Origin of the sequence: Thermanaerothrix solaris, from assembly GCF_032334255.1 — a bacterium.
Classification (GTDB): Bacteria; Chloroflexota; Anaerolineae; order Anaerolineales; family Anaerolineaceae; genus Thermanaerothrix; species Thermanaerothrix solaris.
The window spans coordinates 503,618-527,573 of sequence record NZ_JAUHMF010000001.1 but is presented as its reverse complement, the minus strand read 5'-3'; the positions used below and the strand labels follow the sequence as shown (position 1 = coordinate 527,573).

The 23,956-nt window shown below is 49.7% G+C and carries 25 protein-coding genes; 15 read left to right on the top strand and 10 right to left on the bottom strand.

From position 1 onward, the window contains the following. Positions 1 to 80 precede the first annotated feature (80 nt). The 5 genes from QYE77_RS02425 to QYE77_RS02405 are packed head-to-tail and all read left to right on the top strand — an operon-like array spanning position 81 to position 4,189. Positions 81 to 1,253, top strand: a complete 1,173-nt coding sequence (locus QYE77_RS02425) for a cysteine desulfurase family protein (protein WP_315623756.1) — start codon at positions 81 to 83, stop codon at positions 1,251 to 1,253. 7 nt (positions 1,254 to 1,260) lie between these two features. Further along, positions 1,261 to 2,352: a tRNA 2-thiouridine(34) synthase MnmA gene (gene mnmA / locus QYE77_RS02420; protein ID WP_315623755.1), complete on the top strand. Its 1,092-nt coding sequence runs from the start codon at positions 1,261 to 1,263 to the stop codon at positions 2,350 to 2,352. A gap of 10 nt (positions 2,353 to 2,362) precedes the next feature. Next, positions 2,363 to 2,644: a hypothetical protein gene (locus QYE77_RS02415; RefSeq protein WP_315623754.1), complete on the top strand. Its 282-nt coding sequence runs from the start codon at positions 2,363 to 2,365 to the stop codon at positions 2,642 to 2,644. After that, entirely contained in the window at positions 2,641 to 3,522 is an 882-nt protein-coding gene (locus QYE77_RS02410) for a tRNA (adenine-N1)-methyltransferase (RefSeq protein ID WP_315623753.1), read from the top strand. The genes QYE77_RS02415 and QYE77_RS02410 overlap by 4 nt, the downstream gene beginning before the upstream one ends. Beyond that, positions 3,500 to 4,189, top strand: a complete 690-nt coding sequence (locus tag QYE77_RS02405; protein WP_315623752.1) for an NUDIX hydrolase — start codon at positions 3,500 to 3,502, stop codon at positions 4,187 to 4,189. Before QYE77_RS02410 ends, QYE77_RS02405 begins: the two co-directional genes overlap by 23 nt. Before the next feature lie 41 nt (positions 4,190 to 4,230). On the opposite strand, the gene QYE77_RS02400 is transcribed toward QYE77_RS02405, so the two are convergent. Next, positions 4,231 to 4,875 (bottom strand): 50S ribosomal protein L25, encoded by a 645-nt coding sequence (locus QYE77_RS02400; RefSeq protein WP_315623751.1) that lies wholly within the window; start codon positions 4,873 to 4,875, stop codon positions 4,231 to 4,233. A 162-nt stretch (positions 4,876 to 5,037) separates the two neighbouring features. Between QYE77_RS02400 and QYE77_RS02395 the strand changes: the two genes are divergently transcribed. Next, positions 5,038 to 6,576 carry a M1 family metallopeptidase gene (locus QYE77_RS02395; RefSeq protein ID WP_315623750.1) on the top strand — a complete coding sequence of 513 codons (1,539 nt, stop codon included), beginning with the start codon at positions 5,038 to 5,040 and terminating at the stop codon, positions 6,574 to 6,576. A gap of 8 nt (positions 6,577 to 6,584) precedes the next feature. Here QYE77_RS02395 and lhgO read toward each other — a convergent pair whose 3' ends face one another. Beyond that, a complete protein-coding gene (lhgO, locus tag QYE77_RS02390; protein ID WP_315623749.1) occupies positions 6,585 to 7,808 on the bottom strand; it encodes an L-2-hydroxyglutarate oxidase in 1,224 nt (407 codons plus the stop codon). A 206-nt stretch (positions 7,809 to 8,014) separates the two neighbouring features. Here lhgO and QYE77_RS02385 point away from each other — a divergent pair, with 206 nt between their 5' ends. The 7 genes from QYE77_RS02385 to QYE77_RS02355 all read left to right on the top strand — a co-directional run bounded on the left by QYE77_RS02385 (position 8,015) and on the right by QYE77_RS02355 (position 14,438). Further along, positions 8,015 to 8,422 carry a response regulator transcription factor gene (locus QYE77_RS02385; RefSeq protein WP_315623748.1) on the top strand — a complete coding sequence of 136 codons (408 nt, stop codon included), beginning with the start codon at positions 8,015 to 8,017 and terminating at the stop codon, positions 8,420 to 8,422. Between the two features lie 29 nt (positions 8,423 to 8,451). Continuing rightward, entirely contained in the window at positions 8,452 to 8,820 is a 369-nt protein-coding gene (locus tag QYE77_RS02380; protein ID WP_315623747.1) for a DUF192 domain-containing protein, read from the top strand. A gap of 73 nt (positions 8,821 to 8,893) precedes the next feature. After that, entirely contained in the window at positions 8,894 to 10,216 is a 1,323-nt protein-coding gene (locus tag QYE77_RS02375) for a peptidoglycan DD-metalloendopeptidase family protein (RefSeq protein ID WP_315623745.1), read from the top strand. 276 nt (positions 10,217 to 10,492) lie between these two features. After that, complete coding sequence (locus tag QYE77_RS02370) at positions 10,493 to 11,374, top strand: hypothetical protein (protein WP_315623744.1); 882 nt, start codon at positions 10,493 to 10,495, stop codon at positions 11,372 to 11,374. A gap of 303 nt (positions 11,375 to 11,677) precedes the next feature. Next, positions 11,678 to 13,267 (top strand): hypothetical protein, encoded by a 1,590-nt coding sequence (locus QYE77_RS02365; protein WP_315623743.1) that lies wholly within the window; start codon positions 11,678 to 11,680, stop codon positions 13,265 to 13,267. Next, entirely contained in the window at positions 13,260 to 13,691 is a 432-nt protein-coding gene (locus tag QYE77_RS02360) for a hypothetical protein (protein ID WP_315623742.1), read from the top strand. Before QYE77_RS02365 ends, QYE77_RS02360 begins: the two co-directional genes overlap by 8 nt. 93 nt (positions 13,692 to 13,784) lie before the next feature. After that, entirely contained in the window at positions 13,785 to 14,438 is a 654-nt protein-coding gene (locus QYE77_RS02355) for a response regulator transcription factor (RefSeq protein WP_315623741.1), read from the top strand. 64 nt (positions 14,439 to 14,502) lie between these two features. Here QYE77_RS02355 and QYE77_RS02350 read toward each other — a convergent pair whose 3' ends face one another. The 6 genes from QYE77_RS02350 to QYE77_RS02325 all read right to left on the bottom strand — a co-directional run bounded on the left by QYE77_RS02350 (position 14,503) and on the right by QYE77_RS02325 (position 19,430). Continuing rightward, complete coding sequence (locus QYE77_RS02350; RefSeq protein ID WP_315623740.1) at positions 14,503 to 15,276, bottom strand: TIM barrel protein; 774 nt, start codon at positions 15,274 to 15,276, stop codon at positions 14,503 to 14,505. Between the two features lie 111 nt (positions 15,277 to 15,387). Next, a complete protein-coding gene (locus tag QYE77_RS02345) occupies positions 15,388 to 15,765 on the bottom strand; it encodes a diacylglycerol kinase family protein (RefSeq protein WP_315623739.1) in 378 nt (125 codons plus the stop codon). Positions 15,766 to 15,777: 12 nt separating this feature from the next. Continuing rightward, a complete protein-coding gene (gene ybeY / locus QYE77_RS02340; protein WP_315623738.1) occupies positions 15,778 to 16,227 on the bottom strand; it encodes an rRNA maturation RNase YbeY in 450 nt (149 codons plus the stop codon). 5 nt (positions 16,228 to 16,232) lie between these two features. Continuing rightward, a complete protein-coding gene (locus QYE77_RS02335) occupies positions 16,233 to 18,371 on the bottom strand; it encodes an HD family phosphohydrolase (protein WP_315623737.1) in 2,139 nt (712 codons plus the stop codon). Continuing rightward, positions 18,368 to 18,826, bottom strand: a complete 459-nt coding sequence (locus tag QYE77_RS02330) for a GatB/YqeY domain-containing protein (RefSeq protein ID WP_315623736.1) — start codon at positions 18,824 to 18,826, stop codon at positions 18,368 to 18,370. The genes QYE77_RS02335 and QYE77_RS02330 overlap by 4 nt, the downstream gene beginning before the upstream one ends. A 25-nt stretch (positions 18,827 to 18,851) precedes the next feature. Next, a complete protein-coding gene (locus QYE77_RS02325) occupies positions 18,852 to 19,430 on the bottom strand; it encodes a ComEA family DNA-binding protein (RefSeq protein ID WP_315624910.1) in 579 nt (192 codons plus the stop codon). Positions 19,431 to 19,564: 134 nt separating this feature from the next. Between QYE77_RS02325 and QYE77_RS02320 the strand changes: the two genes are divergently transcribed. Continuing rightward, positions 19,565 to 19,981, top strand: a complete 417-nt coding sequence (locus QYE77_RS02320; protein WP_315623735.1) for a secondary thiamine-phosphate synthase enzyme YjbQ — start codon at positions 19,565 to 19,567, stop codon at positions 19,979 to 19,981. Here the strand turns inward: QYE77_RS02320 and QYE77_RS02315 are convergent. Further along, positions 19,920 to 20,879, bottom strand: a complete 960-nt coding sequence (locus tag QYE77_RS02315) for a DUF1385 domain-containing protein (RefSeq protein ID WP_315623734.1) — start codon at positions 20,877 to 20,879, stop codon at positions 19,920 to 19,922. The two genes, QYE77_RS02320 and QYE77_RS02315, sit on opposite strands and share 62 nt — an antisense overlap. 9 nt (positions 20,880 to 20,888) lie before the next feature. After that, on the bottom strand, positions 20,889 to 22,277 hold the full coding sequence (locus QYE77_RS02310) for a dipeptidase (RefSeq protein WP_315623733.1): 1,389 nt from the start codon (positions 22,275 to 22,277) through the stop codon (positions 20,889 to 20,891). A 321-nt stretch (positions 22,278 to 22,598) separates the two neighbouring features. Between QYE77_RS02310 and ssnA the strand changes: the two genes are divergently transcribed. Next, complete coding sequence (gene ssnA, locus QYE77_RS02305) at positions 22,599 to 23,945, top strand: putative aminohydrolase SsnA (RefSeq protein WP_315623732.1); 1,347 nt, start codon at positions 22,599 to 22,601, stop codon at positions 23,943 to 23,945. Positions 23,946 to 23,956: the final 11 nt, after the last annotated feature.

Sequence of the window (23,956 nt, the reverse complement as noted above, 5' to 3'; positions counted from 1 at the left end):
ACCTAAAAATTAGGTGCGTGTTCTCGTGCTATAATCAAAGATCGTTAGAGTTGTTTTTAGTGTTTTGTGGGAGTAATGTAATGGTCTGGCAGGAACGAGTCTATTTAGATTATGCAGCAACCACGCCTGTAGATGAACGGGTTATCAAAGCAATATTACCTTACTTTAGTCCTAATTTTGGCAACCCGTCATCGGTTCATTTTGAAGGACAACAAGCCGAGGCGGCTTTGGAAGAAGCGCGTGAACGAATAGCACAAGCACTTGGGGCCAAACCTCGCGAAATAATTTTCACCTCGGGTGGTACTGAAAGTGATAACCTCGCCGTGCGAGGACTTGCACTGGCGGAACGAAAACGGCGCGGAGCCACGCGTATTTTAATCACGCCGGTTGAACACCATGCGGTTTCCGCTACAGCACATCAGTTGGAAGACGTATATGGCTTTAAGGTTGAATATATCCCGGTGGATTCTCATGGGCAAGTTGACCCGGATGATTTGCGCGCTCTAATCAACGCAGATACGGCACTGGTTTCGGTGATTTATGCCAACAACGAGATTGGGACGATAAATCCGATCGCTGAAATCGCAAAAATTTGCTGCGAGAAGAATGTGCCCTTCCACACCGATGCTGTGCAGGCAGTGGCTCATTTGAGTTTGGATGTGGAGTCTTTAGGGGTTACCGCTCTTTCACTGGGTGCGCATAAGTTCTATGGGCCAAAGGGCGTTGGTGCGCTTTACCTGCGCCGGGGAACCTCTATTGTCCCAACGCAAACTGGGGGTGCTCAGGAAAACGGCCTGCGCGCAGGTACAGAAAATATCCCTCTGATTGTTGGAATGGCAGAAGCGCTTAGCCTGGTTTTGGAAGATTTGGACCGCGAATCAGAACGCCTAAGAACGTTGCGAGATCGGCTAATTGAAGGGGTGCTTGAGAGTATCCCACGTGCACGTCTTACCGGGCATCCTACTCAACGCTTACCCAACCATGCCTCATTTGCATTTGAGCATGTAGATGCCAATTTGTTATTGATGCACTTGGATCACGAAGGATTCGCTTGTTCTTCAGGTTCGGCGTGCAAGACCGGGAACCCCGAACCCTCGGAGGTATTACAGGCGATTGGCTTGACGCCACAGTGGGCCATGGGGGGCCTGCGGGTGACCTTGGGGAGGGGAACTTCTCAGGACCATATCGAACGGTTTTTAGAGGTTTTGCCTCAGGTTGTAGAAAAGTGTCGCGTAATCAATAGGGTTAGTTAATCGGTTTATGGAGACGCCTCGGATACGCAAGGTTGTCGTGGCAATGAGCGGCGGGGTAGATTCCTCGGTCGCGGCTGCTTTATTGGTTGAGCAGGGATATGACGTTGTCGGGATGATGCTACGTTTATGGAGTGAACCCGGGAAAGAAGACCTAAACCGCTGTTGCACGCCGGATGCGATGATGATGGCGCGGCGAGTTGCCGCAAAACTGGGTATTCCGTTTTACGTGATTGATGTTAGGGAGAAATTCCGTGAGTGGGTTGTGGGAGCGTTTATCCAGGGTTATATGGCCGGGATGACACCTAATCCTTGCTTGGTTTGCAATCGGCGCATCCGGTGGGGGGTGCTTTTACAACAAGCCTTATCCTTAGGCGCAGAATGGTTGGCAACCGGCCATTATGCCCGGATCATCCAAGATGAACGGGGACAGTTTCTGCTTTTGCGTGGTCTGGACACTTCCAAAGATCAATCTTATGTTCTTAGTGTATTAGGACAAGAAGAACTGCGTCATACTTTACTCCCCATCGGTGAGTTCACCAAGCCTCAGGTTCGTGACTTGGCGAGAAAATTTGGGTTGCCTGTCGCAGAACGTTCAGAAAGCCAAGATCTATGTTTTTTGGCCGGTGAGGATTACCGCGATTTTTTGATGCGTCATGCTCCGGAAGTAATCCGTCCTGGGTTGATTGTTAATCGGAGGGGTGAGGTCTTGGGGGAGCACAAAGGATTGGCGTTTTATACCATAGGACAGCGTAAGGGATTAGGTATTGCAACTTCCCAGCCTTTGTACGTGGTAGATAAGGATATACGCCAAAATCTGTTGGTTGTCGGCCCTCAGGAGGATCTGGGTAAGCGCGTTTTGCATGCTGCGCCAGTGAATTGGATTCTGGGTGAGCCGCCGGCAGAACAATTCCGAGCGCAGGTTAAGATTCGTTATACCGCTTCCCCCCTTGATGCAACCGTCGTAGTTGAAACTCCGCAGCAGGTGCGGGTGGAATTTGATCAGCCAGTACGGGATATAACGCCAGGGCAACGGGCGGTCTTTTATCAAGACGATATCGTCTTGGGGGGTAGTATGATCATTTCCACTTCCATGCGTTGAGGTACTTGTCATGACCTTTCAGAGTGTGATACTAGGGGCATGTGTGGCTACATTACTGGGGGCGTTGTTTCATCTGTGGCGAGGAGGAAATTGGGTGCATTTGGTCGTCTATTTGATCGCCGCTAACCTGGGCTTTTGGGTCGGTCATTGGATGGCCGGCATATTATCCTGGAATGCGGGCCGGATTGGACCGCTTAATTTAACCGGGGCTGCTGTAGGCAGTATTTTGTTCCTGCTCATCGCTTATTGGCTAGCCCGAGTTGATTCACATAAAGGAGGACGACAAGCGTGACCTGGAATCTTCGCTCTTCCCAAATCCAGGCGGATGATCTGGTGTACTTGGTAAGTCAGCGACGTAAAACATTTATTCTACGTCTGGAACCCGGCGGAGAATTTCACAGTCATCGAGGGATTATTAAACATGATGAGATTATCGGTAAACCCTGGGGAGTGCGGGTTACCAGTCATATGGGCGAATCCTTTTTGGTGTTACAACCCTCTCTGGCAGATCTTATCCGTGAACTTCCGCGAACCACACAAATCCTCTATCCTAAGGATATTGGATTAATCCTGATCAACATGAGCGTGGGGGAAGGGCAACACATTGTTGAAGCGGGCACCGGCTCAGGCTCTCTGACCTGTGCTTTTGCGTTTGCGGTAGGCGTTGGTGGTAGAGTGACCAGTTATGATGTGCGCGAGGATGTTCAACGCTTGGCGTTGAAAAATTTACAGCGCTTGGGGTTGGAAAATCGGGTTACCTTTAAACTCAAAGATATTGCTCAGGGCTTTGATGAGCAAGATGTGGATGCGCTTTTCCTCGATGTTCCCAATCCACAAGATTACGTAGAACAAGCTCGCCAGGCGCTTAAGCCAGGGGGATTCTTCGGTAGCATTCTTCCTACAACCAATCAAGTGACGCGCTTGGTGGCTGCGTTAAGAGCACAGGCATTTGATCTTATCGAGGTGTGTGAAGTCTTGCTTCGACACTACAAACCCGAACCAGAGCGGTTGCGTCCGGTGGATCGCATGGTCGCACACACCGGATTCCTCATCTTTGCGCGAGCCGTGCAGCCTGGAAGTGTGGATATATCAGAACCCACGGGAATGGTGGGTAGTGACGTTCCAGGTATGATCCCGCTTGAAGAAAATGACAAGGAAGAAGACGAATAATCCGGAAGCCTTCATTTATGTGCTTAATAACCTTACGGATGCCACAATCCGGGAGCGGCTATCCGAATTTCAGGCCCGTTGGATTCAGAGTCATGTCCCCACGTTGTTCCATAGGGCAGACTTACGCCCGGCTGCAGTCCTAGTCCCGCTACTTCGGAAAGATAATGGGTGGCATTTGCTCTTCACTAAGCGAACCTCGCGCGTTCAAAATCACAAAGGGCAAGTGGCTTTTCCGGGAGGGGCTATTGAGCCCGGTGATCCTTCGGTTGAAAGTGCTGCCCTGCGTGAGACCTGGGAAGAAATTGGAGTTGATGCCTACCATATAACTTTATTGGGGCAATTACCCACCCTGGTTTCGGTCACGCATTATTTGATCTATCCTGTGGTAGGAAAAATGGCCTGGCCGGTTACGATTCATCCCTCGGAGGAAGAAGTCGAGAAGGTGTTTACCATCCCGCTAGTATGGTTAGCACAATCCCATCATCTGGAACGTGAAATGAGACCCACACCGGAAGGAACATTGCATGAAGTTCTTTATTTTGCCCCTTATCGGGGGGAGCAGGTATGGGGGATCACAGCACGCATTGTTTATTTGTTGCTCCAGGCATTAGGCATTGTGCCTGATGATAGAACTTCGGAAGAAAAGCAAAACTGGATGCTGGTGTAGCATTCAGTTTTGGGTTTGTGTCATAAAAGATGAGGTGACTGTTATTCTTCCTCAACCTCTTCTTCCTTCTTGCCGCGTTCGATGACTTCAGGCTCAGCCAAGCCGACTTCTTCACCCTCGGCCATCTCTTCTTCCGCACCACCCGTGATCACAGCGACGATCTCATCGGGATCTTCTAAACATTCCACGTTCGGTGGGAAGGCCAAATCGCGAACGTAGATGGCATCACCGATGCGTGCCAATCCGGAGATATCTACCACAATTTTTTCGGGCAGGTCTTGAGGTAAGCAGGAGACTTTTACTTCTTCCAGATTGGTGATCAGTACGCCGTTGAAATCGCGCACGGCGGGCGCTTCGCCCACAAATTCAAGCGAGACGTCGGCACGGATTTTCTCGGTTAGAGATACGACCTGAAAATCCACGTGAAGAAGAGTACCTTTGATGAAATCACGTTGTTTTTCGCGGATTAGGGCTGCGTGCTGGGCACCATCCAGTTCAATGGTGACCAGGGCAGAGGGTTTGAGCCCGCCGAGCACTTTCGTTGCCTCATGGAGGTCAAGTGTAATAGGGGTGGGGTCAAAATGATGCCCATACATGACAGCGGGCAATTGACCAGCACGGCGTAAAGCCCCAACTTTCTTGCCGGTCACGTTACGACGAGTGGCTTTTAAAACGACCTTTTCCATTTTCCCTTCCTTCGAGCGCCTCTCACCTCGTTTTTGAGGTTACCTTCGCTCTAATTTGGAGTATGATTGAGGCCAGTCAACTGGCTTGCAGGCTGTGATTTTAAGCACCAATGACGGTATCGTCAAGGTTTACGTTCATTTAGCGGGAAGTGAGGGAGCACCATGCTACGATCATGGCGTGTCATTCGAAATAGTATCCTTGTATTCGGTTTATGCCTTAATATAGTGGCTTGTCAATTGAACAATGATGCGCTTGTACCTTCGACCTCGATAAAGACAGAAACCCAATCTTCACCTACGGTTACTCCCAAATCCCAATCCACTATTGCAATGACCGAAACACCCACGGGGGGAGCAACGCTCACTCCAACATTGGCGAGTTCAGGGAATGAAGGGGTGTCAAATTATTTTCTATGGCTTCGTTTATTTCCAGAGCGCCACACGGTGGAAGTGGAGGAGAGGATTCGTTGGTTTAATGATACCGGTGCGCCTCGGGAAGAGTTACCGCTGGTTGTTGAAGCCGCCAGGTATCCGAAAGGGTTTGAATGGCTTTCCGTTATGCAGGGAGAACGTAGCCTAACGATTGAGCCAGAGACGGTTAACGTTTGGAAAATCAAAGAAATGTCTCCCGTGACTGAGGGCGAAACGACCGAATTGACCCTCCATTATCGCCTCAATTTGCCTGAAATTCCACCTCCATCAGACACTGCTAAACCTCAAATTTATGGTTATACCTTACGACAAATCAATTTGGTGGATTGGTATCCTTACATTCCATCCTTTAAGGATGGCGAGTGGTTGGTTCATCCTCCCGGCTACTTCGGTGAGCATCAGGTTTATCCTCTGTCGGATTATGAGGTGGTGCTTGAAATTTTAGATTCTTCGCGCGAATGGTTGATAGCAGCCAGCGCGGCGGGCGAGAAAGATTCCGAAGGACGTTATCAATTTGGGCTTCAACGGGCGCGTAATTTTGTGCTCTCGCTGAGTCCCGATTACCAAATAAATGAGACCACCGTCAATAATATTCGTGTAGTCAGTTATTACTTCAAAGATAATACCCTGGCAGGTGAGGCTGCGCTCAAGGCCACGGCACAAGCGCTAGAACTTTATTCGAAACTGTTTTCGCCTTATTCTCGGGCTCAGTTAAGCTTGGTAGAGGCGGACTTCCTGGATGGAATGGAATATGATGGACTATACTTCCTTAGCAAGGGTTTTTACAACCTTTACGATGGAACACCGCAGGGGTACTTGACCATGATCGCCGCGCATGAAACCGCGCATCAATGGTGGTATGGTCAGGTGGCGAATGATCAGGCTTTACATCCATGGCTGGACGAAGCTTTATGCACGTATAGCGAACGCCTTTTTTATGAGAATTATTATCCCGACTTGGTGGCATGGTGGTGGTTTTATCGGGTCAACTATTACCAGCCAGCCGGTTGGATAGATCGAAGCATTTATGATTATGCCGGTTATCAGGCTTATCGTAACGCAGTTTACCTACGGGGTGCACAATTCTTTGAAGACTTGCGCCAGGCGATTGGAGACGAAGCATTTTTTACAGCCCTACGCGAGTATGCTCAGCAGTACAATGGCAGAATTGCTTCACCCTTGGATTTACTCAATCTTCTTAGAGGGCAAACGAAGAGCGATTTGGAACCCCTCCTACGCCAATATTTTTCCAGTTTTGCGTCGCAATAGGCTTTGACCTAAGAAACTTCGCGGGCGGGAATATCAAAGGTTCGCAGTGCAGTTTCAGCAATGGTTTGCCCAATGCTGATCGAGGCGGTCGCTGCGGGCGAAGGGGCATTGAGAACGTGTATCATATTGGGCGTTTCCAAAATAGCAAAATCATCTAGAAGCGCACCGTTGCGATTTAATGCCTGGGCACGCACGCCGGCACCACCGCGTTCTACATCTGTTTCTTGTAATTCGGGTAGCAGGCGTTGGAGAGCACGGACAAAGGCGCGCTTGGAAAGGGAGCGATAGAATTCTCCGAAGCCGGTTTTCCAATATTTCAATCCCATGCGCCAGAACCCAGGGAAGAAAAGGTAGTCTGCAACATCTCGAAGTGAGACATCCGTCATGCGATAGCCTTCGCGCTTGAAGGCCAGTACGGCATTCGGCCCAGCCTCAACACTGCCATTAACGCGGCGTGTAAAATGGACTCCAAGGAAGGGAAAGCGCGGGTCGGGGACAGGGTAGATCAGATTCTTAACCAAATACCGCCGTTCTGGCACAATGTCGTAATATTCGCCGCGGAAAGGAATAATCTGCAACTCGGGCTTAAGGCCGCACATGCGAGCAACACGGTCGGAGTGGAGACCCGCACAGTTAATAAGGTGACGGGTTTCATAAGTGCCGGCGGTGGTTTCAAGGATTATGACATTTCCTGTCTGTTTTACTCCAATCAGTCGTGCCCGAGTCTGAAGGGTTGCCCCTTGGGCCTGGGCCAATTCGGCGTATTTCTGGGTCACCTGGGTGTAATCCACAATGCCGGTGTAAGGAACGTAAATTGCCGCCAGCCCGGTGGAATGAGGCTCGTATTCTTTTATCTCCTCGGGTCCGAGTTTTCGGATTTCGGTCAGGCCGTTTTCTAATCCACGTTGGTAAAGCGCTTCTAAGCGTGGAAGTTCATCGGGGAGGGTGGCAACGATGATTTTGCCGCAGCGTTCATGGGGAATATCATATTGCTCGCAAAAGCGATAAAGGGCTTCGCGGCCCTGAATACAGTTGCGGGCTTTTAACGAGCCGGGTTTATAGTAAATTCCAGAGTGAATCACACCACTGTTATTGCCAGTCTGATGGGCAGCGAACCGGTCCTCGGCTTCGAGGACGATCAGTGAGGCGCGACTGCGTTGGGTAAGGGCCATGGCAGTGGCCATGCCTACAATTCCACCGCCAATAATGGCAATGTCGTAACGTGTGGTCATGGATGCCGAGTTCCTCCTTGGTCAGGTATGGCAATTAATTCAAAAAATATTCTTATTTAGGGTCGTTTAGGCACAAATGCAGGCAAGATGATTATAGCGCGTTTTAGCGTTGACAAAAAGCAATCATCGGTATTTATTGCTACAAAATTAGATTTTCTGATAGCGGGGTGTGGTAAACTAATAAATATAAGTGAGGGAGACAGCGTATGACAGGTGACCAAAAAGGAAGACGAATCGTGTACATCGAAGACGACCAGGAAATGATTGAACTGGTCACGTTGATCCTGAGTCGTCGCGGTTATGAGGTCATCGGCGCACAAGGGGGACGTACTGGTTTGGAAGTTGTCCTTGCGCAAAGGCCAGATTTAATTTTGTTGGATCTGATGATGCCAGATATTGACGGCTGGGAGGTATTCCAGCAGTTAAAAAATCATGCCCAAACACGTAACATCCCAGTGATTGTGATCACCGCCAAAGCCCAACCCATTGATCGGGTTCTGGGATTACACATTGCCAAAGTTGATGATTATATTGCCAAACCTTTCCATCCACAGGAGTTGGTAAACAGCATTGAAAATGTGCTAAATAATGTCTCTAACCAATTATCAGTATAAATTGCGCTCCGAGGTTGTTCTTAATACTTATGCGCCTGGCTTTGATCCAAAATCTTACCCAACCACTCGCCAATCCCATTCGTGTGCGCTTCTGTTCAAGTTATTGGGAACGATTGTGGGGTTTGATGTTTCGACCCCACTTAGCGCCTGATGAGGGGATCCTACTTGCCGAGCCCCATGAAGGGCGGTTGGAGACGGCAATTCATATGCTATTTATGCGCTTTGATATTGCGGTTATTTGGATCAACCGAGCCCGACGGGTGGTGGATCTTTGCCATGCTCACCCCTGGGCGTTATTATACGTGCCGCGGCAACCGGCTTCGTATGTTTTAGAAACCCACCCCGATTACCTTACTTGCTTTCGAGTGAACGATGAGGTTGAGATTACGCTCCTTTAGCTTTGTACTTATCTTGGTAAGCCTGCTGTATCCTTGGGGTTATCGTGATATAGCATGGGCACAAAGTGAGGATTTGCCGGTATATATTGTTCAGCCAAATGATACCATCAATTCCATCGCCCGCCGTTTTGGGGTTTCACCTCAGGATCTCATCCGGGTAAATCAAATTGAAAACCCGGACTTTATTAGTGTGGGGACAAGGCTGAAGATCCCTGGTTTTGAAGGTGTTCGAGGTACATTAACCACAGTCTCTGTCCCTTTAGGCGCGTCTTTGTCTTTCTTGAGTCGCCAATACAACATCCCTGAAGAGCAGATTGTGCACCTTAATCGTCTGGTAACTCCCTCTCAATTATTTGTAGGGGCGACGTTAATTCTCCCAGTGCAAGAGAATTCCTCGCAAAGCCCAACGACATCTCTGGTTGCGTTATCCGAAGGGCAGACGCTCCTTGAATTGGCAACGGCGTCCGGTGTATCTATGTGGGACTATCTGCTGGCGAATGGTGTTGGATCAAGTGCCCAGCTTCTCCCCATGGATCCGTTGATCGCATTGGGAAATGAGCAAGCGGCGCAAAATGCAGCGGCATTTCCAGGGGCGCCGGCGTTTGTAAAGGGGATTGATCTCTATCCTCTGCCGGTAATTCAAGGAAAAACGGTAGTGGTTAAGGTAAGCGTGAATCAGCCAGTTCGTGCAATCGGAATGTTGGGGGAGTGGCCGCTCCAATTCGATGCCCTGGATACGAACACCTATGTGGCGTTGCAGGGAATCCATGCGATGGCTCAGCCAGGATTGCTGGACTTTTCGTTGACCCTTGCCACAGTCGAAGGAACGAGCTTTTCGTTTAGTCAACCGGTCTTGCTCCAACCTGGTAACTATCCACAAGATCCCCCTTTGGTAGTAGACCCACAAACGCTGGATAAGGCGAATACCGAACCGGAAGATAGCTTAGTGCGCTCGGTAGTGGCTAATCATACCCCGGTGAAGTATTGGCAAGGGGTTTTTCGCAAACCAGTAGATGAGCCCAGTTGCATCAAGTCCTGGTTTGGGAACCGTCGTTCCTACAACAATAGTGGCTACACTTATTTTCATACCGGGGTGGATTACGGTGTTTGTGCTAACTTGAACATTTATGCCCCCGCGGCAGGGGTGGTGGTGTTTACCGGACCACTCACGGTACGAGGCAACGCAACCATCATTGATCATGGTTGGGGGGTTTATAGTGGATTCTGGCACCAGAGCAAGATTTTGGTTAATGTCGGCGATCGAGTGGAAGCAGGTCAACTCATCGGCGAGATCGGGGGAACTGGGCGCGTCACCGGACCTCATTTGCATTGGGAAGTATGGGTCAACGGTGTGCAGGTAGAACCTTTGGATTGGTTGGAACGCGAATATCCGTAGGTGAGGGGTTCGGCCCTGGGAAATATCCATTCGTTCGGTGTGGGTTAGTGGTATACTCAAATTGGTGTGGCGATATCCCTGATCTGGGGTGGAATTGATCCCCAAAAAGTTATGGCTATTTGATAGAATCGCCAAGGGTGCGTGGGGTTTTGCGGTGTTCTTTATCCCTCGAATTCAAGCCTACTTCTAAACTCAATCGAAAATCCAATGACGGCGTGAACCGCGGGCCTGACTAAACCGTTTGGTTTTTCTGGTTCTATTATAAGGGAGGGGCTAATGCAACAATCAACGGGGGCGAGTTCTACCAAAGAGTTTCTCATCTTTGCCGCGAAGGTCGTTTTGATCCATACAGCGACATATTTTGTATTCGGACTGATCATGTCCAACGTGTTCGATTATGGCAGGATTTTTCAGCAAGAGGTCATCCGGGACTACATGCGTCCAATGGGTTCTTCAGCGGCGTACCTGGGGCCATTACTTCAGCCTCTTCGAGGGCTACTCTATGCGGCAGCCCTGTGGCCGCTGCGCAGGACGATTATGACCCACAAACGAGGTTGGCTGATTCTATGGGGCATTTTTGTTATCTTTGGGATTCTGGGTACCCCTGCTGCGGCGCCCTCATCACTGGAAGGGATCATTTACACTAAATTGCCGCTTTGGTATCACCTGATTGGATTGCCGGAAATGCTTTTACAGACACTAACATTCTCGCTGATTCTGGTTGGATGGGAACGACGGCGCTATCAACCCGAATCATCGCGCCGCCGAAGTGCCCAGGGGGCTGATGTGATAAAGGCGGTGATGATCGCCTGCTTTGCTTATATGGGGTATGCAATTGGTAGTATTTTGAGCGCCGTTATTGCCAGGGTTGCCATTAATTTTGAAGCCGCCGCCTCGGATTGGACAACACAAATCATGTTTGTGGTCGCATTCGTATTCAATGTTGTTTTTATCCTTTTGCTCTCCCGGTTGTGGACAGCGCATAAGATTACCTTGTGGCAGGTTTTCCTTCTTTTCTGGTTGGTAGATACGGTGGTGCCGTTGGGGTATCAGTTAATTTTTCTCTCGCCAATGCCCATCCCTTTAGCGATGTTAATGGGCGTTTTCCCGGCCCTGGTGATTACCATTGGACTGCGCTTGGGGTATAAGCGAGAATAGCCGGTCATTGGAGGACAATTGAATGTAATAAAAGGAATATTTCTTTAGAAGGGAATACCTGTGCCTAAAATTGGATAATCACAGTATATATCACACAGACATTGAGAGCATTGTGCGAATCTGCCTGAGGCAATTTTTCCAAAACCTCTATTTATTTGAAGACGAACGGACCGTAAGTAAACACCCAGCTATTTGCATTAAACATTCCCGAACCCTGTGAGGTCTACTCTTTCCTTTTGATGTATAATTTTTGTGCTTTTTGTTGCAATCCATTTAACGAATCCGAAACAAACGGATGGAGACATGGCCTCATTAGCTTTATCCTTAGATCCCAATTATTGGAAAAATCTCACCATCACCGAAGAAGATTTGCAGTTCTTATATAACCACCTTCTCGAGACCGAAACGCCCCAAACCGCCGCCGAGTTGGCGGAAGTATTGATCCGCGAACGGATTCGGCGTGAAATTGAACGGCTGAAGCAAGAGCAAGTGGCCGGAGGCGAGATTTATCAGCCTAAAAATCATTATCGCCCCGGGCAAACGCTGCGTTTCCCGGCTTTGGGGATGACGCAAGGCGTTGTGGTTGGGGTGCGCCCGGGCTTTAACCCTGATTTACCCCCTTTCGAAGTTGTTGAGGTCGAGTTTGATTCTCAAACGCGCAAAGAGTTTGCTGCTGGTCTGCCCGAGCATGCCCTTAACGCGCCAATCAGGATTAGTGAACAAGATCCGTTGTTAGATCCCAAGTATGTGATTAAACACTATGGACGCGAAATTGCGGCGAAATTGACCGCAGTATTTGAAACCAATCCGGATCTAGTACGCATTGCCGGTGCTTGGTTCCCACGGGCTTTACTGGTAGATGTTTCAGTGGGCTATCTAAACTTAGCGGAGGCTGTGTTAGAGATGGCGGGTGGGGGGCCGTTACCGACGCAGGCGATCTTAGAACAAATTGAGTTGCCTTCGGATGTGAATCCGAAATTGACCGAGTTTTCTTTGAACCTGGCTTTGCAGGAAGATGGACGTTTTGATGAAGTTGGTCCGGCAGGGCAAATATTGTGGTTTCTAAAGCGCTTAGAACCAGAGGCAGTGCAAACGCCGCCCATATTTTTGAAATACTCACCCACTGAATTGCCCGGCGAACCATCGCAAAGCATCCTTCAGGAACTCAATCGTTTGGTCTTTGATGAATTGGAAAATCCGGAAACACCTTCAGAGGAAGTTGGTGAAGTCACGCTCAGTCTGATTTTCCCTCATTGGCGGGCAGGCACCCTCCCTTTGACCGGTGCGATGGTTAACCTTTTCCCCACGGCTTATGAATCACCCCGTGTGCGCTTCAATTTTGTGGATGAAGACGATGGAAACATTTATCCCGGTTGGGTGGTTCGTTCTCATCGCTATATTTATGGACTACAGGAATGGTATACCCGGCAAGGTGTGATACCCGGCAGCCTTATCACCGTTCGCCAAGGGGAAAAGCCAGGCGAGGTATTTATCCGGGCGCGCAAGAAACGCCCCACCAAAGAGTGGTTGCGAACTGTGCTTATTGGTTCAGATGGAGGTATTGTCTTTACAATGCTGAAACACACCGTTGGGGTTGAATACGATGAACGGATGATCATCATCATCCCTGACCCCGAGCGGTTGGATCAAGTATGGGAGCAAACATATCGTCAACGAGTTCCTCTAGACCGTATAGTGCGTTCGATGACGAAGGAATTGGCGAAACTTAATCCCCAAGGTCATGTGCATGCACAAGAACTGTATGCCGCGGTTAATCTGGTCAAACGTTGCCCTCCGAGCGCACTCTTGGCCATTTTAGCGAGTTTACCCAACATTTCGCACTTGGGTGACCTCTATTTCCGCTTGAGCGAAGAGGAGGCCAGCCATGAGTAATCCTCAAACTTTTAGCATGATTCGCCCCACGACAAAGACACCCTTTCATATTGATTTTGAGTGGTGGCAACATCATGATTCGAACTGGCGGGTTTACCTGTTCGATTTCCTGTGCCCAGAACATCAGAAAGCGTTTGAGGATAAGGCCGAGGTATGGATTGATCATGTAGATCCCCAAACTGCCGAGGTGCATCGAGTGGATGGCTTGCAACATACCCTAATGAGCCACTGCGCCAAGCAACCCGACTTTCTCTTGCGTGAGACGTCCTTAATCAACAAGATTTTTAAGTTGCTTTTGGCGAACGGGAATCGTCCAATGACCCCTGAGGAGATGTCACCGCTGGTGGGACGCCCGGCAGAGGTAATCCTCCGCACCCTTTCTGGCCCTCAGGTTTATCATGGAATCCGACCTTACAAATCGTGATGACTAATTTCATATAACCTCCTCATCTTGTCATAATCGGGCCTTTTGAATATACTCAATGGCGTGGTAATGGGATGAGGAGGTCAGATCGCTATGGCGAAACAAAGAATTTTGTTGGTAGACGATCACGAGGTTGTACGATTGGGATTGAGAGCGTTGCTGGAACACCATCCCCAGTTTGAGGTGGTTGGGGAAGCGGGTACGGCCAAAGAGGCCTTGGAGCAGGTTGCTCAACAACGCCCAGATGTGGTCTTAATGGATATCCGTTTACCGGGCGCTTCGGGTATCGAGGCCTGCGAAGAAATTACCCAAAAGTACCCCGAAACTAAGGTGATCATGCTCACCTCTTACGCCGAGGATGAAATGCTCTTCTCGGCGATCCGTGCGGGGGCATCCGGATATGTCCTCAAACAGATAGGTCGCGAGGATCTAATTCGGGCGATTGAGGCTGTTGGGCGAGGTGAGGCGTTGCTCGATCCTGCGGTCACCCAGCGCGTATTTCAAGAGGTACGGCGTGCGGTGCGCGAGGAAGAGGCTTCGGCCTTTGCTAACCTTAGCCAACAAGAAAAGCACGTCTTGTTATTGGTGTCCGAGGGTAAGACAAACCGTGAGATTGCGAAAGCCCTCTATCTGGGAGAAGGGACGGTGCGAAATTACGTCAGCAGCATACTCTCCAAACTGGGGGTTAGCAACCGTGCCGAGGCTGCTGCCTATGCCGTGGAGCATAATTTGCGGGATTACCTTTAAAGGGCAAGGGCTTATCCCTTGAAAATCTGACGAAAGTGAAGGTGGGTCTTGGGAACCCACCTTTTTATTTCTTGGTTGCCAAATCATCCCATGTTTGTTGCATCCAGAGGGCATCGGTTTCGAGGTTGGGGCTCTCGCAGAGAATGCGGCCGGCACAGCCTCGGTCGCGTAAGGCTGTGAAAAGAGCGTGGACATTGAAATCCGACTCCTGGATGGGAAGGTGATTCCGCTCCCCTTTCGCGGAGTATTCAATTCCGGAAAGATGGATGTGAAGCCGTTGCAAAGTTTCTTCCCCCAGGGCTTTCGCATAGTCATTTAATACCCCAATCCATTCTTCATAACTATTCATAGAGCCGTCCCCAGCCCGGGCGTGAAGATGGGCAAAGTCCAGGCAAGGCTGTACCTGAGGCACCTCTCGACTCATGATTAAGACATCTTCTAATGAGCCAATCATGGCTGATTTGCCCATCGTTTCCGGGCGTAGAGTAACCTGAATTTGCCTCGCTTGAAGTTCCTCTACGCATCCCGTGAGGCGAGCGATGACCTTTTTCATCACCTGAACCGAGGATTCGCCAAAGTAAGAGCCAGGGTGAAACACGATGTCCGTAGCCCCAGCCAAGTAGCCATAATAAGCCGCATCCATCAAACGCTGGCGCGATTTTGGCCACTCTTCTTCAGAGGCGTTCAGGTTGATGAAGTAAGGGGCATGGACGCTAATTGTTATGCCCAACTCTTTTGCCGTCGAAGCAATTTGAGCACAGGTCTCGGGTGTGACGCGTACGGCTTGTACCCAACCCAATTCCAACGCCGTAAGCCCCAGAGTCGCAATTTGATGCACAGCCCCAACAGATCCTCCGGGTTTTTTAGGTGTGGAGAGGGGAGACCCAACAGTACCAAATCGGAATGGACGCATAGCGGAAACCCTTTCTGGTAATGGGATGGTCATTTATCAGGAGAGGAAAAAGCGTTGAAGAAGTGGGGGACCAAGAATAAGGATGCCGATAATTGCGGCGGTGATGGCTGCAATGAGAACTGCAGCCGCGGCTGTATCTTTGGCGATGCCGGCGAGGGGATGCGTATCAGGGTTGACAAGGTCTATAAACGCCTCGATAGCAGTGTTAAAGGCTTCGCTTAGCCAGACTAGCCCTATGGCAAAGATCAAAATTGCCCAGCGGAGTGCGTCGAGACCTAGCCAAGATCCCAGAACGATCACCAGTATGGTGGCCGAGGCGTGAATCCAGGCATTTTTCTGAGTGCGCAATACATAACCCAGACCACTAAAAGCGTGTCGAAATGCCGGGAGGCGCGAACGTAGAAATTGGATCATCTTTCCGCCTCGCTATTCGGGAAGAATTTGCGGATCACAGCCAAGATTTTTTAGGATATCGCCCTGAATTTGCCACATTTCTTGTTTTTCATCTTTCGTTGCATGGTCGTAGCCGAATAAATGCAATACCCCATGGATGACTAGCAAGGCTAATTCGCACTCAAGAGAATGACCGGATTTTTGGGCTTGCTCGACCACCTTTTCCCAGGAGATGATCACATCTCCCGCATAAAGACGTTGAGTATCGGGATCTATTTCACCCAGGGGAAATGAAAGCACATCGGTAGGTGCATCATGTCCCAGAAACTCCCGATTAAGACGCTGTAATTCCTGATTGTCGCTAATAACAATGGAAAGATCCACGTCCTTTCGTTCGTGCAGTAAAACCGCCTCGGCTGATTTAAGGATTACTTTTTGGGGGATTGTGGACTCAAAGGAGGGAGATATGACCAGGTTAATCATAATCTTTAGCGGGAAGTAGTCTCAATAGGATGGGTAGCTTGCTCCACGCGTGAAGATGATGTGGGTTGTACTTCAGGATATTTAATCCTTGGGTGATAAGCGTTACGCAGTGTTTTGGTAAAGGACTCCGTGATCAAATAAAAATCGCGCAGAGTTAGGTTCGTTTGGTCGAGCTGTCCCTCGCGTTGGCAATACTCAATGGCTTTGCGAACTAGGGCGCGAAATTCCTCTTCCTCGCTGGGCATTTCGGCTCGGGTGCGAGCTTCAGTCATATCAGCCAACATGAGCAATGCTGTTTCCCGGGATTGAGGGGGTGGACCAGGGTAACGGAAACGATCCGGATTGACCTTAGAAGGATCATTTCCGGCAGCCTCAAGAGCGCGAGCATATTGATAACGTGCAATTAGGGTCCCGTGGTGCTCGCGAATAAAATCAATGATGCGGGGGGGCAGACGATATTTCCGGGCGAGTTGTACCCCGTCCTCGACATGTCGAATAATAATATCTGCGCTGGTGTAAGGATCTAATTCGTTATGGGGATTTGGTGTTCCGATGGCTTGATTTTCAATGAAAAAGGCTGGATTTACGGCCTTTCCAATATCATGATAAATTGCCCCAACCCGTGTTAGCAATGTGTCTGCGCCAATGGCTTCTGCGGCTTGTTCGGCAAGATTGGCGACTTGCAGGCTGTGCTGATAGGATCCCGGTGCGTTGCGCAGAACAAATTGCAGCAGGGGGTGATCGGGACGCAATAAATCCAGGAGTTGAAGCGGTGTAACGACACCCAGGGCCTGGGAGAAAAGAAATTGAAGTAAAAGGGTTAGGCTCGCTGATGCAATTCCATTGATGAAGGAAGAACCAATAAGTGTAGCAATGCCGATCCAATCCGCAAAGGGATCGGGCAGCCGGAAGGCAATGACCATAGCGCTTCCTACCAATCCAATAGCGATACCTGCCGCGAAAAAGTTTGCCACACGCCGTGCCTTTCCTAGCGCCAGGATTCCCACAATGCTGGTCATAAGATAGAACATAAATAGCCCGAGCGCATTGGGGAGGTTATAGGCGGAGAGCAGGCTTAACACGAGGGAGAAGATTAGTCCAATTTCCAAGTTATATAGGCTGGCCACTGTGAGTGCAAAAGCAGGTAAGGGGAACAAATAAGGGACAACCACACGGTTAGGAACAATGATACGGGCAGCGTAGAGGAAAAGAAGAAAGGTCAAAGCCAGAAGGAGCAATGCTTTGAGACTTTCAAGCGCGTGTGTGTGCCGACGGGTAAAATATAGCCCAATAAAAACTGTAAGAGAAAGCACAAGCGCAGTAGCCGCAGCGATTTCGCGTACACGATTTTCGGTTTCGACCAAGCCAAATTTCTCCAAAGCCTCCATTACCGCTGGAGTGATTAACTGCCCACGCCGCACAATAACCTCACCTGCCAAGTAAGAACGGGTCACGGGCTCGACTTTTTTAGCCGCCTCGTCTCGGGCTTTCTGGGTTAACGTTTCGCTGTAAAGACTATTAGGTTGAACCAACGGGGTGACTAAATCGGCTACAATGCGGGCTTGTTCTTCGGGAAGGGTGAAGCTGATCATTCCGGGGACGCTTTGCCGGGCTTCCTCAACTCGATCTTCACGGATGGTACCTCTCATGACCTGTTCAAGGGTCAAAAGGGCTTCTTTTTGAATGGTTTGCCACTGGCTATCGTTAAGATCAACGAGCAAACGGGCTGTTTCCTCGGAAAGAGGAATATCACTCAGAGCGCGCAGATCTTCAATCTTTTGGTCAGGCGTCGCATAAGGATCGTAACGTACGGTTGTAATATAGTTCAGTGCCAGTTGCAGTTTCTCGATCTGGCGGCGGGCAATAGAGGGGTCTGGAGGAAGATAGACAGGAGCAACAGCATTACGTGCTTCATCTTGGGCTTGACGCGTCAGGACTTCGCTCACAAAAGTTAATGTCTTAGGAGCCAGGATGTCCTGAGTCGCCACATCACCAACCTTGAGGCTGAGGTAAGGAGGACGTATAGCAATCGGAAAAAGCAACGCGCCAAGAGAAAGAAGGCTACAGATGATTAGCAAGGCGCGCTTGATGAGAAGGCGATTCAAGCGCTCAAACCGTTTTGGAATTGCCGTGATGCCTTTCATGTCCCCTGGTTTTGGAGGAGTTGCCGCACGACTCGGCTGGCTTCATCGCCGCTAGCGCGACCTTGTAGCCGCGGAATAAGCAATTTCATTACCTTTCCGAGGTCTGCCGGCGTTTTGGCGCCTACTTCTTCAATTGCGGCTTTTGCCATCGCGATCAGTTCTTCCTCTGAAAGGGCTTGGGGTAAGAACTCCTGGATAACCTTGATCTCGGCTTGTGCTGCGGCTACCAAATCAGGGCGTTGCCCTTTTTGTGCGTCTTCAATAGTTTCGCGACGGGATTTGATCTCTTTGTGTAAAAGGGCTAGGATTGAATTATCGTCGAGCGGATTGCCTTTCTCAACCTCGGCCAAGCGGATGGCTGAGAGGATCATGCGTAACGTTCGCTTGCGCACATCATCGTTGCTACGCATGGCATCGCGCAGCGCTAGTTCAAGTTTGGTTTTTAATTCCGCCATGGCTGTTCTCCCAACAAAGTGACGTTTATGGAGTCACAGTAATAAATTCGCGAATTTGCTCAAAGATCCCAGGACCTATTCCGGGAACATTTTGAATTTGTTCTATTGTATCAAATTTACCATGCTTCTGCCGATATTCGATGATCGCCTCGGCACGGGTTTTACCAATGCCCGGAAGCGTTTCTAATTGTTCAACACTGGCTTGGTTGATATCCAAACGGTCGGATTCTGTTCCTGAAGCCTCATCATATATTTCAACGGAAGAGGTGATATCTGCCGACGAAGATGAGGTTTCTTCGCCAAGAAACGGGATACGGATTTTGATGCCATCTTTAAGAGGTGCGGCTAAATTTATGGCGTCCGTATCGGCTTGGGGGAGCAAACCGCCAGCAATATTTATAGCGTCCATTAACCGACTCTTTGGGGGAACCTCATAAACCCCGGGACGAGTCACTGCGCCCGACAGGTGTATAACCCAGGGGGAGGGCGTTTGAGTTCGAAGAATGATCGTTTCCGAGCGTGGAGGTGCGCTGATAAGCAGGATAAGCGCTGTGGACAGGAGACCACCCAATACACCAACCAGAATGAGTTGCCAGGGTTTCATCATAAGATCATCCTGGGATTGATTCGGTAAGATGAATTCAACCCCAGTATAATATGCGCGATATTTCCGTCAAGGCTAGCCATAGCATCAGTTTTTAATCTCTCGGCTGCAAATAAGCCGATGGAGGAGTGGAGATGGTCAAGACCACTTACTTGTCGCTGATGACGCGTGGGAATACGGATGTTCAGGATATTACAGCGCTTGTTTCTCGTGCTGTAGAAGAAAGTGGAATTGAAAACGGCGTGGTTGTTATTTTCACCCCTTCCAGCACCAGCGCACTCACCACAATAGAATACGAGCCGGGGTGCGTTAGCGATTTAAGACGCCTTTTTGACGAGTGGATACCCGCTGAAAGAGACTATGCTCATCATTATCGTTGGGGAGACAATAATGGACATAGTCACTTGCGGGCTTCGATGTTGGGGCCCTCAATCACTATCCCCTTCGTGGAGCGTCATCTGTGTTTAGGTACTTGGCAGCAAATTATCTTTATTGACTTCGATGTGCGCCCACGGCAGCGTCGCTTGGTGGTGCAGATACTTGGTACCTAGGATTACGTTCTAGCGCAAGTTGGTTTTCAAGTTCCAGCATGGCCTTAAAAGCGGTGATACTGACCTCTAGCATGTCTGGGCTAGGGGGACGGGTGGTTAATTGCTGGAGCCAAAGGTTAGGGCGGATTAACCAAGCCACAAGTGGGTGATTACGATGGTCGGCCGCCCACCGAATGTATTCATAGGCGAGCATAGCCAATATTGGAATGAGGAGGATGCGACTTGCGATCACCCCAACCCATGGAAGGTCCCCCAATAACGAAAAAAGCACCACCGAGAGCACAACCAGTGTTAAGATGAACGATGTGCCACATCGAGGATGTTCAAGAGGATAGCGGTCAACACTCGAGGGGGTTAACTCGGCGCTGGCTTCAAAGGCATTGATGGTTTTATGTTCGGCTCCGTGATAACCGAAGACACGCTGAATATCAGGAATACGCCCGATGCCCCAAATGTAACCGATGACCACAAACAAACGGATTAGACCTTCAAACAAGTTGGTTGCCCAACCAGTTAGACCAAGTAGGGATTGAAGCCCTTTGCCCACTAACGCCGGGAAAAGGAAAAATAACCCCACGGCTAGTGCCAGGCTCACAAATATCGTCGCTGCCCAAGTAGCCCCCTCAATTTTTTCACTTTCTTTCTCGGCTTGCAAGTTGGCCGAAAGTGAGAGATAACGCATGCCTAAGTCAAGCGCATCCCATAGAATAACCAAGCCCCTCAGAAAAGGAATTGCGGTCAGGCGTGAGAGATAAATGCCTTTTAGCGGCTCACTAACGACTTCAATCTGGCCTTGTGGTGTGCGTATAGCCGCTGCCACGGCATAACGACCACGCATGAGCACCCCTTCAATCAGGGCTTGTCCTCCGTAAGAGGGAAGTTTAAGATTTTCGGCCATGTTTGATCCTTAGGAATGGGCGAAATCGGGATAGGACATGAGAAATTCTATGACTGCCTGGATACCGCGATACCATGTGGGCAAATGCAGGCGTTCATTGGGAGAATGGATGTGATCATCGGGTAAACCGAAACCTGAAAGCGCCGATTCCAAGCCCAGGATGCGTTGCATCATTCCAACGACAGGGACGCTTCCACCCTCGCGGCGATAAAGGGGCTCTTTGCCCCAAACGTTTCTAAGCGCTTGGGCGAGAGCGCGCACACCGGGATGATGACGGTCAGTAATAGAGGCCGGGGAGCCGGCAAGGGCAATTAATTCCCAGCGTACGGTGGGTGGGCAGTTCGCTTCGAGATAAGCGCGTAGTTTTTGGTGAATATCTTCGGGGTCTTGGTCAGGCACCAAGCGGGTGGAAATTTTCGCCATGGCCCAAGCGGGAATGATCGTTTTTGAACCTTGCCCGGTATATCCGGAATAAAGTCCATTGATTTCAAGCGTTGGTCGTGCGCCAATTCGTTCTATTGGGGTAAATTCAGGTTCGCCATAAAGTTGTGGAACGCCGAGATTACGCTTAAGTTCGGCCTCTTTGAAAGGCAAACGGGCTAATTCCTGGCGTTCTTCATCATCCAAGGGACGAACGTGATCGTAAAAACCGGGCACAAGCACTTTGCCAGAAGCATCGTGCATACCGGCGATCAATTCACAGAGAGCCTGGGCTGGATTGTGAACGACCCCGCCGAAGAGACCAGAATGGAGGTCGTGGTCAGGGCCATAGACGCGTAATTCAAAGGCGGCCACACCCCGCAACCCATAGGTGATTGTGGGTTGATCCGGGGCGAGCATGCCGGTATCCAAATTTAACGCTACATCCGCCTTGAGCAAATGGCGGTGCTGCTCTAGAAATTGACTCAGATTGGGCGAACCGATTTCTTCTTCTCCCTCAATCAACCAAATAATATTTAAGGGGAGGGTAGCCGTCGCGGTGATGGCTTCTACAGCTTTTAAGGCTGCCACGACCTGCCCTTTCATGTCTGAAACACCACGGCCGTAGAGATATTCACCTTTCTGCCATGGTGAAAAAGGGGGATTTTCCCACTCCTCATAAGGGTCAGGGGGTTGAACATCATAGTGACCATAAATTAGGACTGTGGGAGCATCGTTTAGACGAGGCTCCGTATAAGCCAACACGACTGGATGGCCTGCGGTTTCGACCGTTTGGGCATTATCAAAACCAAGCCGCTTGAGTTCGGAGACTAACCAATTCGCAGCGCGGCGTATGTCTTCTTTATGTTCAGGATCCGTTGAAATCGAAGGGATGCTGGCGAATTCCTTCAAGGCGTTGAGAAACGCTTGACGATTAGCATCAACATAGCGCAAGGCGTGAGCTTTGTTCGTCATCATAGTAAAACTCCTCAATAAAACGAGATAAGCCGATTATAATTGAATTGTAAGACAAAAAACACTTCATCTGACTTAGATTTGTGCTAAAATAAATGCAGGAATCGGTGGTCAGTTCAAGCGCTGCTTGACTGGCGTCGGGCAATCCCATGGGCCCGTCGAAAAGTGCCGCCGGCTAAGGTCCACCGATCCGATGGTTTTGCAGAGCTCCATTTGCCCTTCCCCCCTTTCGGTAAACTATAACGTCTGCTGGATTTTTTGTTTTCGCCCGTGAACATGACTAGACACGGGCGTATTTTTTAAGAACAAGATCCCGAGGTGGCTATGTTAATCACAAATGGCACACTAATCACATGGGAAACACCCAATCGAATATTAGAGAATCACGCGCTTTACATTGAAAAGGATCATATTCGTGAAATTGGCCCGACCCAAGATTTGATCGCAAAATATCCTCACGAAGAGCGTTTGGATGCAAAAGGGCAGTATGTCATGCCTGGCAATATTTGTGCGCATACCCATTTTTATGGGGCTTTTGCACGAGGGTTGGCCATTCCGGGGCCGGCGCCAGCGGACTTTCCTGAGATTTTGGAAAAACTTTGGTGGTCATTAGATAAATCGCTTTCTCGAGAGGCGGTCTATTATTCCGCTTTAGTCTGCCTGGTTGACGCAGTGCGTCATGGCACAACCACCTTAATTGATCATCATGCGTCGCCGAATGCGATTGAAGGATCCCTTGACCAAATTGCGCGCGCGGTAGAAGAAAGCGGTGTCCGGGCTTCATTGTGTTATGAGGTTACTGACCGGGATGGGCCCGAACGTGCCAAAGCCGGGATAGAGGAGAATCTTCGCTTTATTGAGTATGTCAAACGCGAACGTCCGCTCAACGGTCGGTTGGCGGCAATGTTTGGTCTGCATGCCTCTCTAACATTAAGTGAAGCCACTTTGCAAACTTGCCGGGAAAGGGTAGGCGAAGACATAGGATTTCATATTCATGTTGCTGAGCACCCCGTTGATGAATATGATAGCCTACACAAATACGGAGAACGGGTAGTAGATCGTCTTAACCGCCACGGCATTTTGGGGCCAAGATCCATCGTTGTTCACGCTGTTCACGTAGATGTGCGTGAAATCAATCTGTTGGTCGAGACCGGCACCTGGGTTACACATCAGCCGCGCTCCAATATGAATAACGCGGTTGGCATGGCACAAACGGAAGGGATGTTACGGGCGGGAGTAAAGGTTGGCTTAGGTAATGATGGTTTTTCTAATGCGATGTGGGAGGAGTGGAAAGCGGCTTATCTGGCGCATAAATTATGGCACTTGGATCCGCGCCGCATGCCCGCTACAGATGTTGTTCGGATGGCAATTTACAACAACGCCGCATTGGCTACGCAGCAATTTAACTGTGGTCCCATTGGTGTGATTGCACCTGGTGCTCAAGCCGACCTCATTTTTGTGGATTATCAACCGTTCACACCCCTGACACCCGACAATTTACCCTGGCATATCGTGTTTGGATTCCACGAGAGCATGGTGACGACAACCATTGTGGCGGGGAAAGTGCTAATGCGGGATCGCGAACTGCTCACGTTGGATGCGGAAAAAATTGCCTACGAGGCGCGCCAACTGGCTCCCCGCATTTGGGAACGTTATCATGCTTTGTTCTAATCTCATCTTGG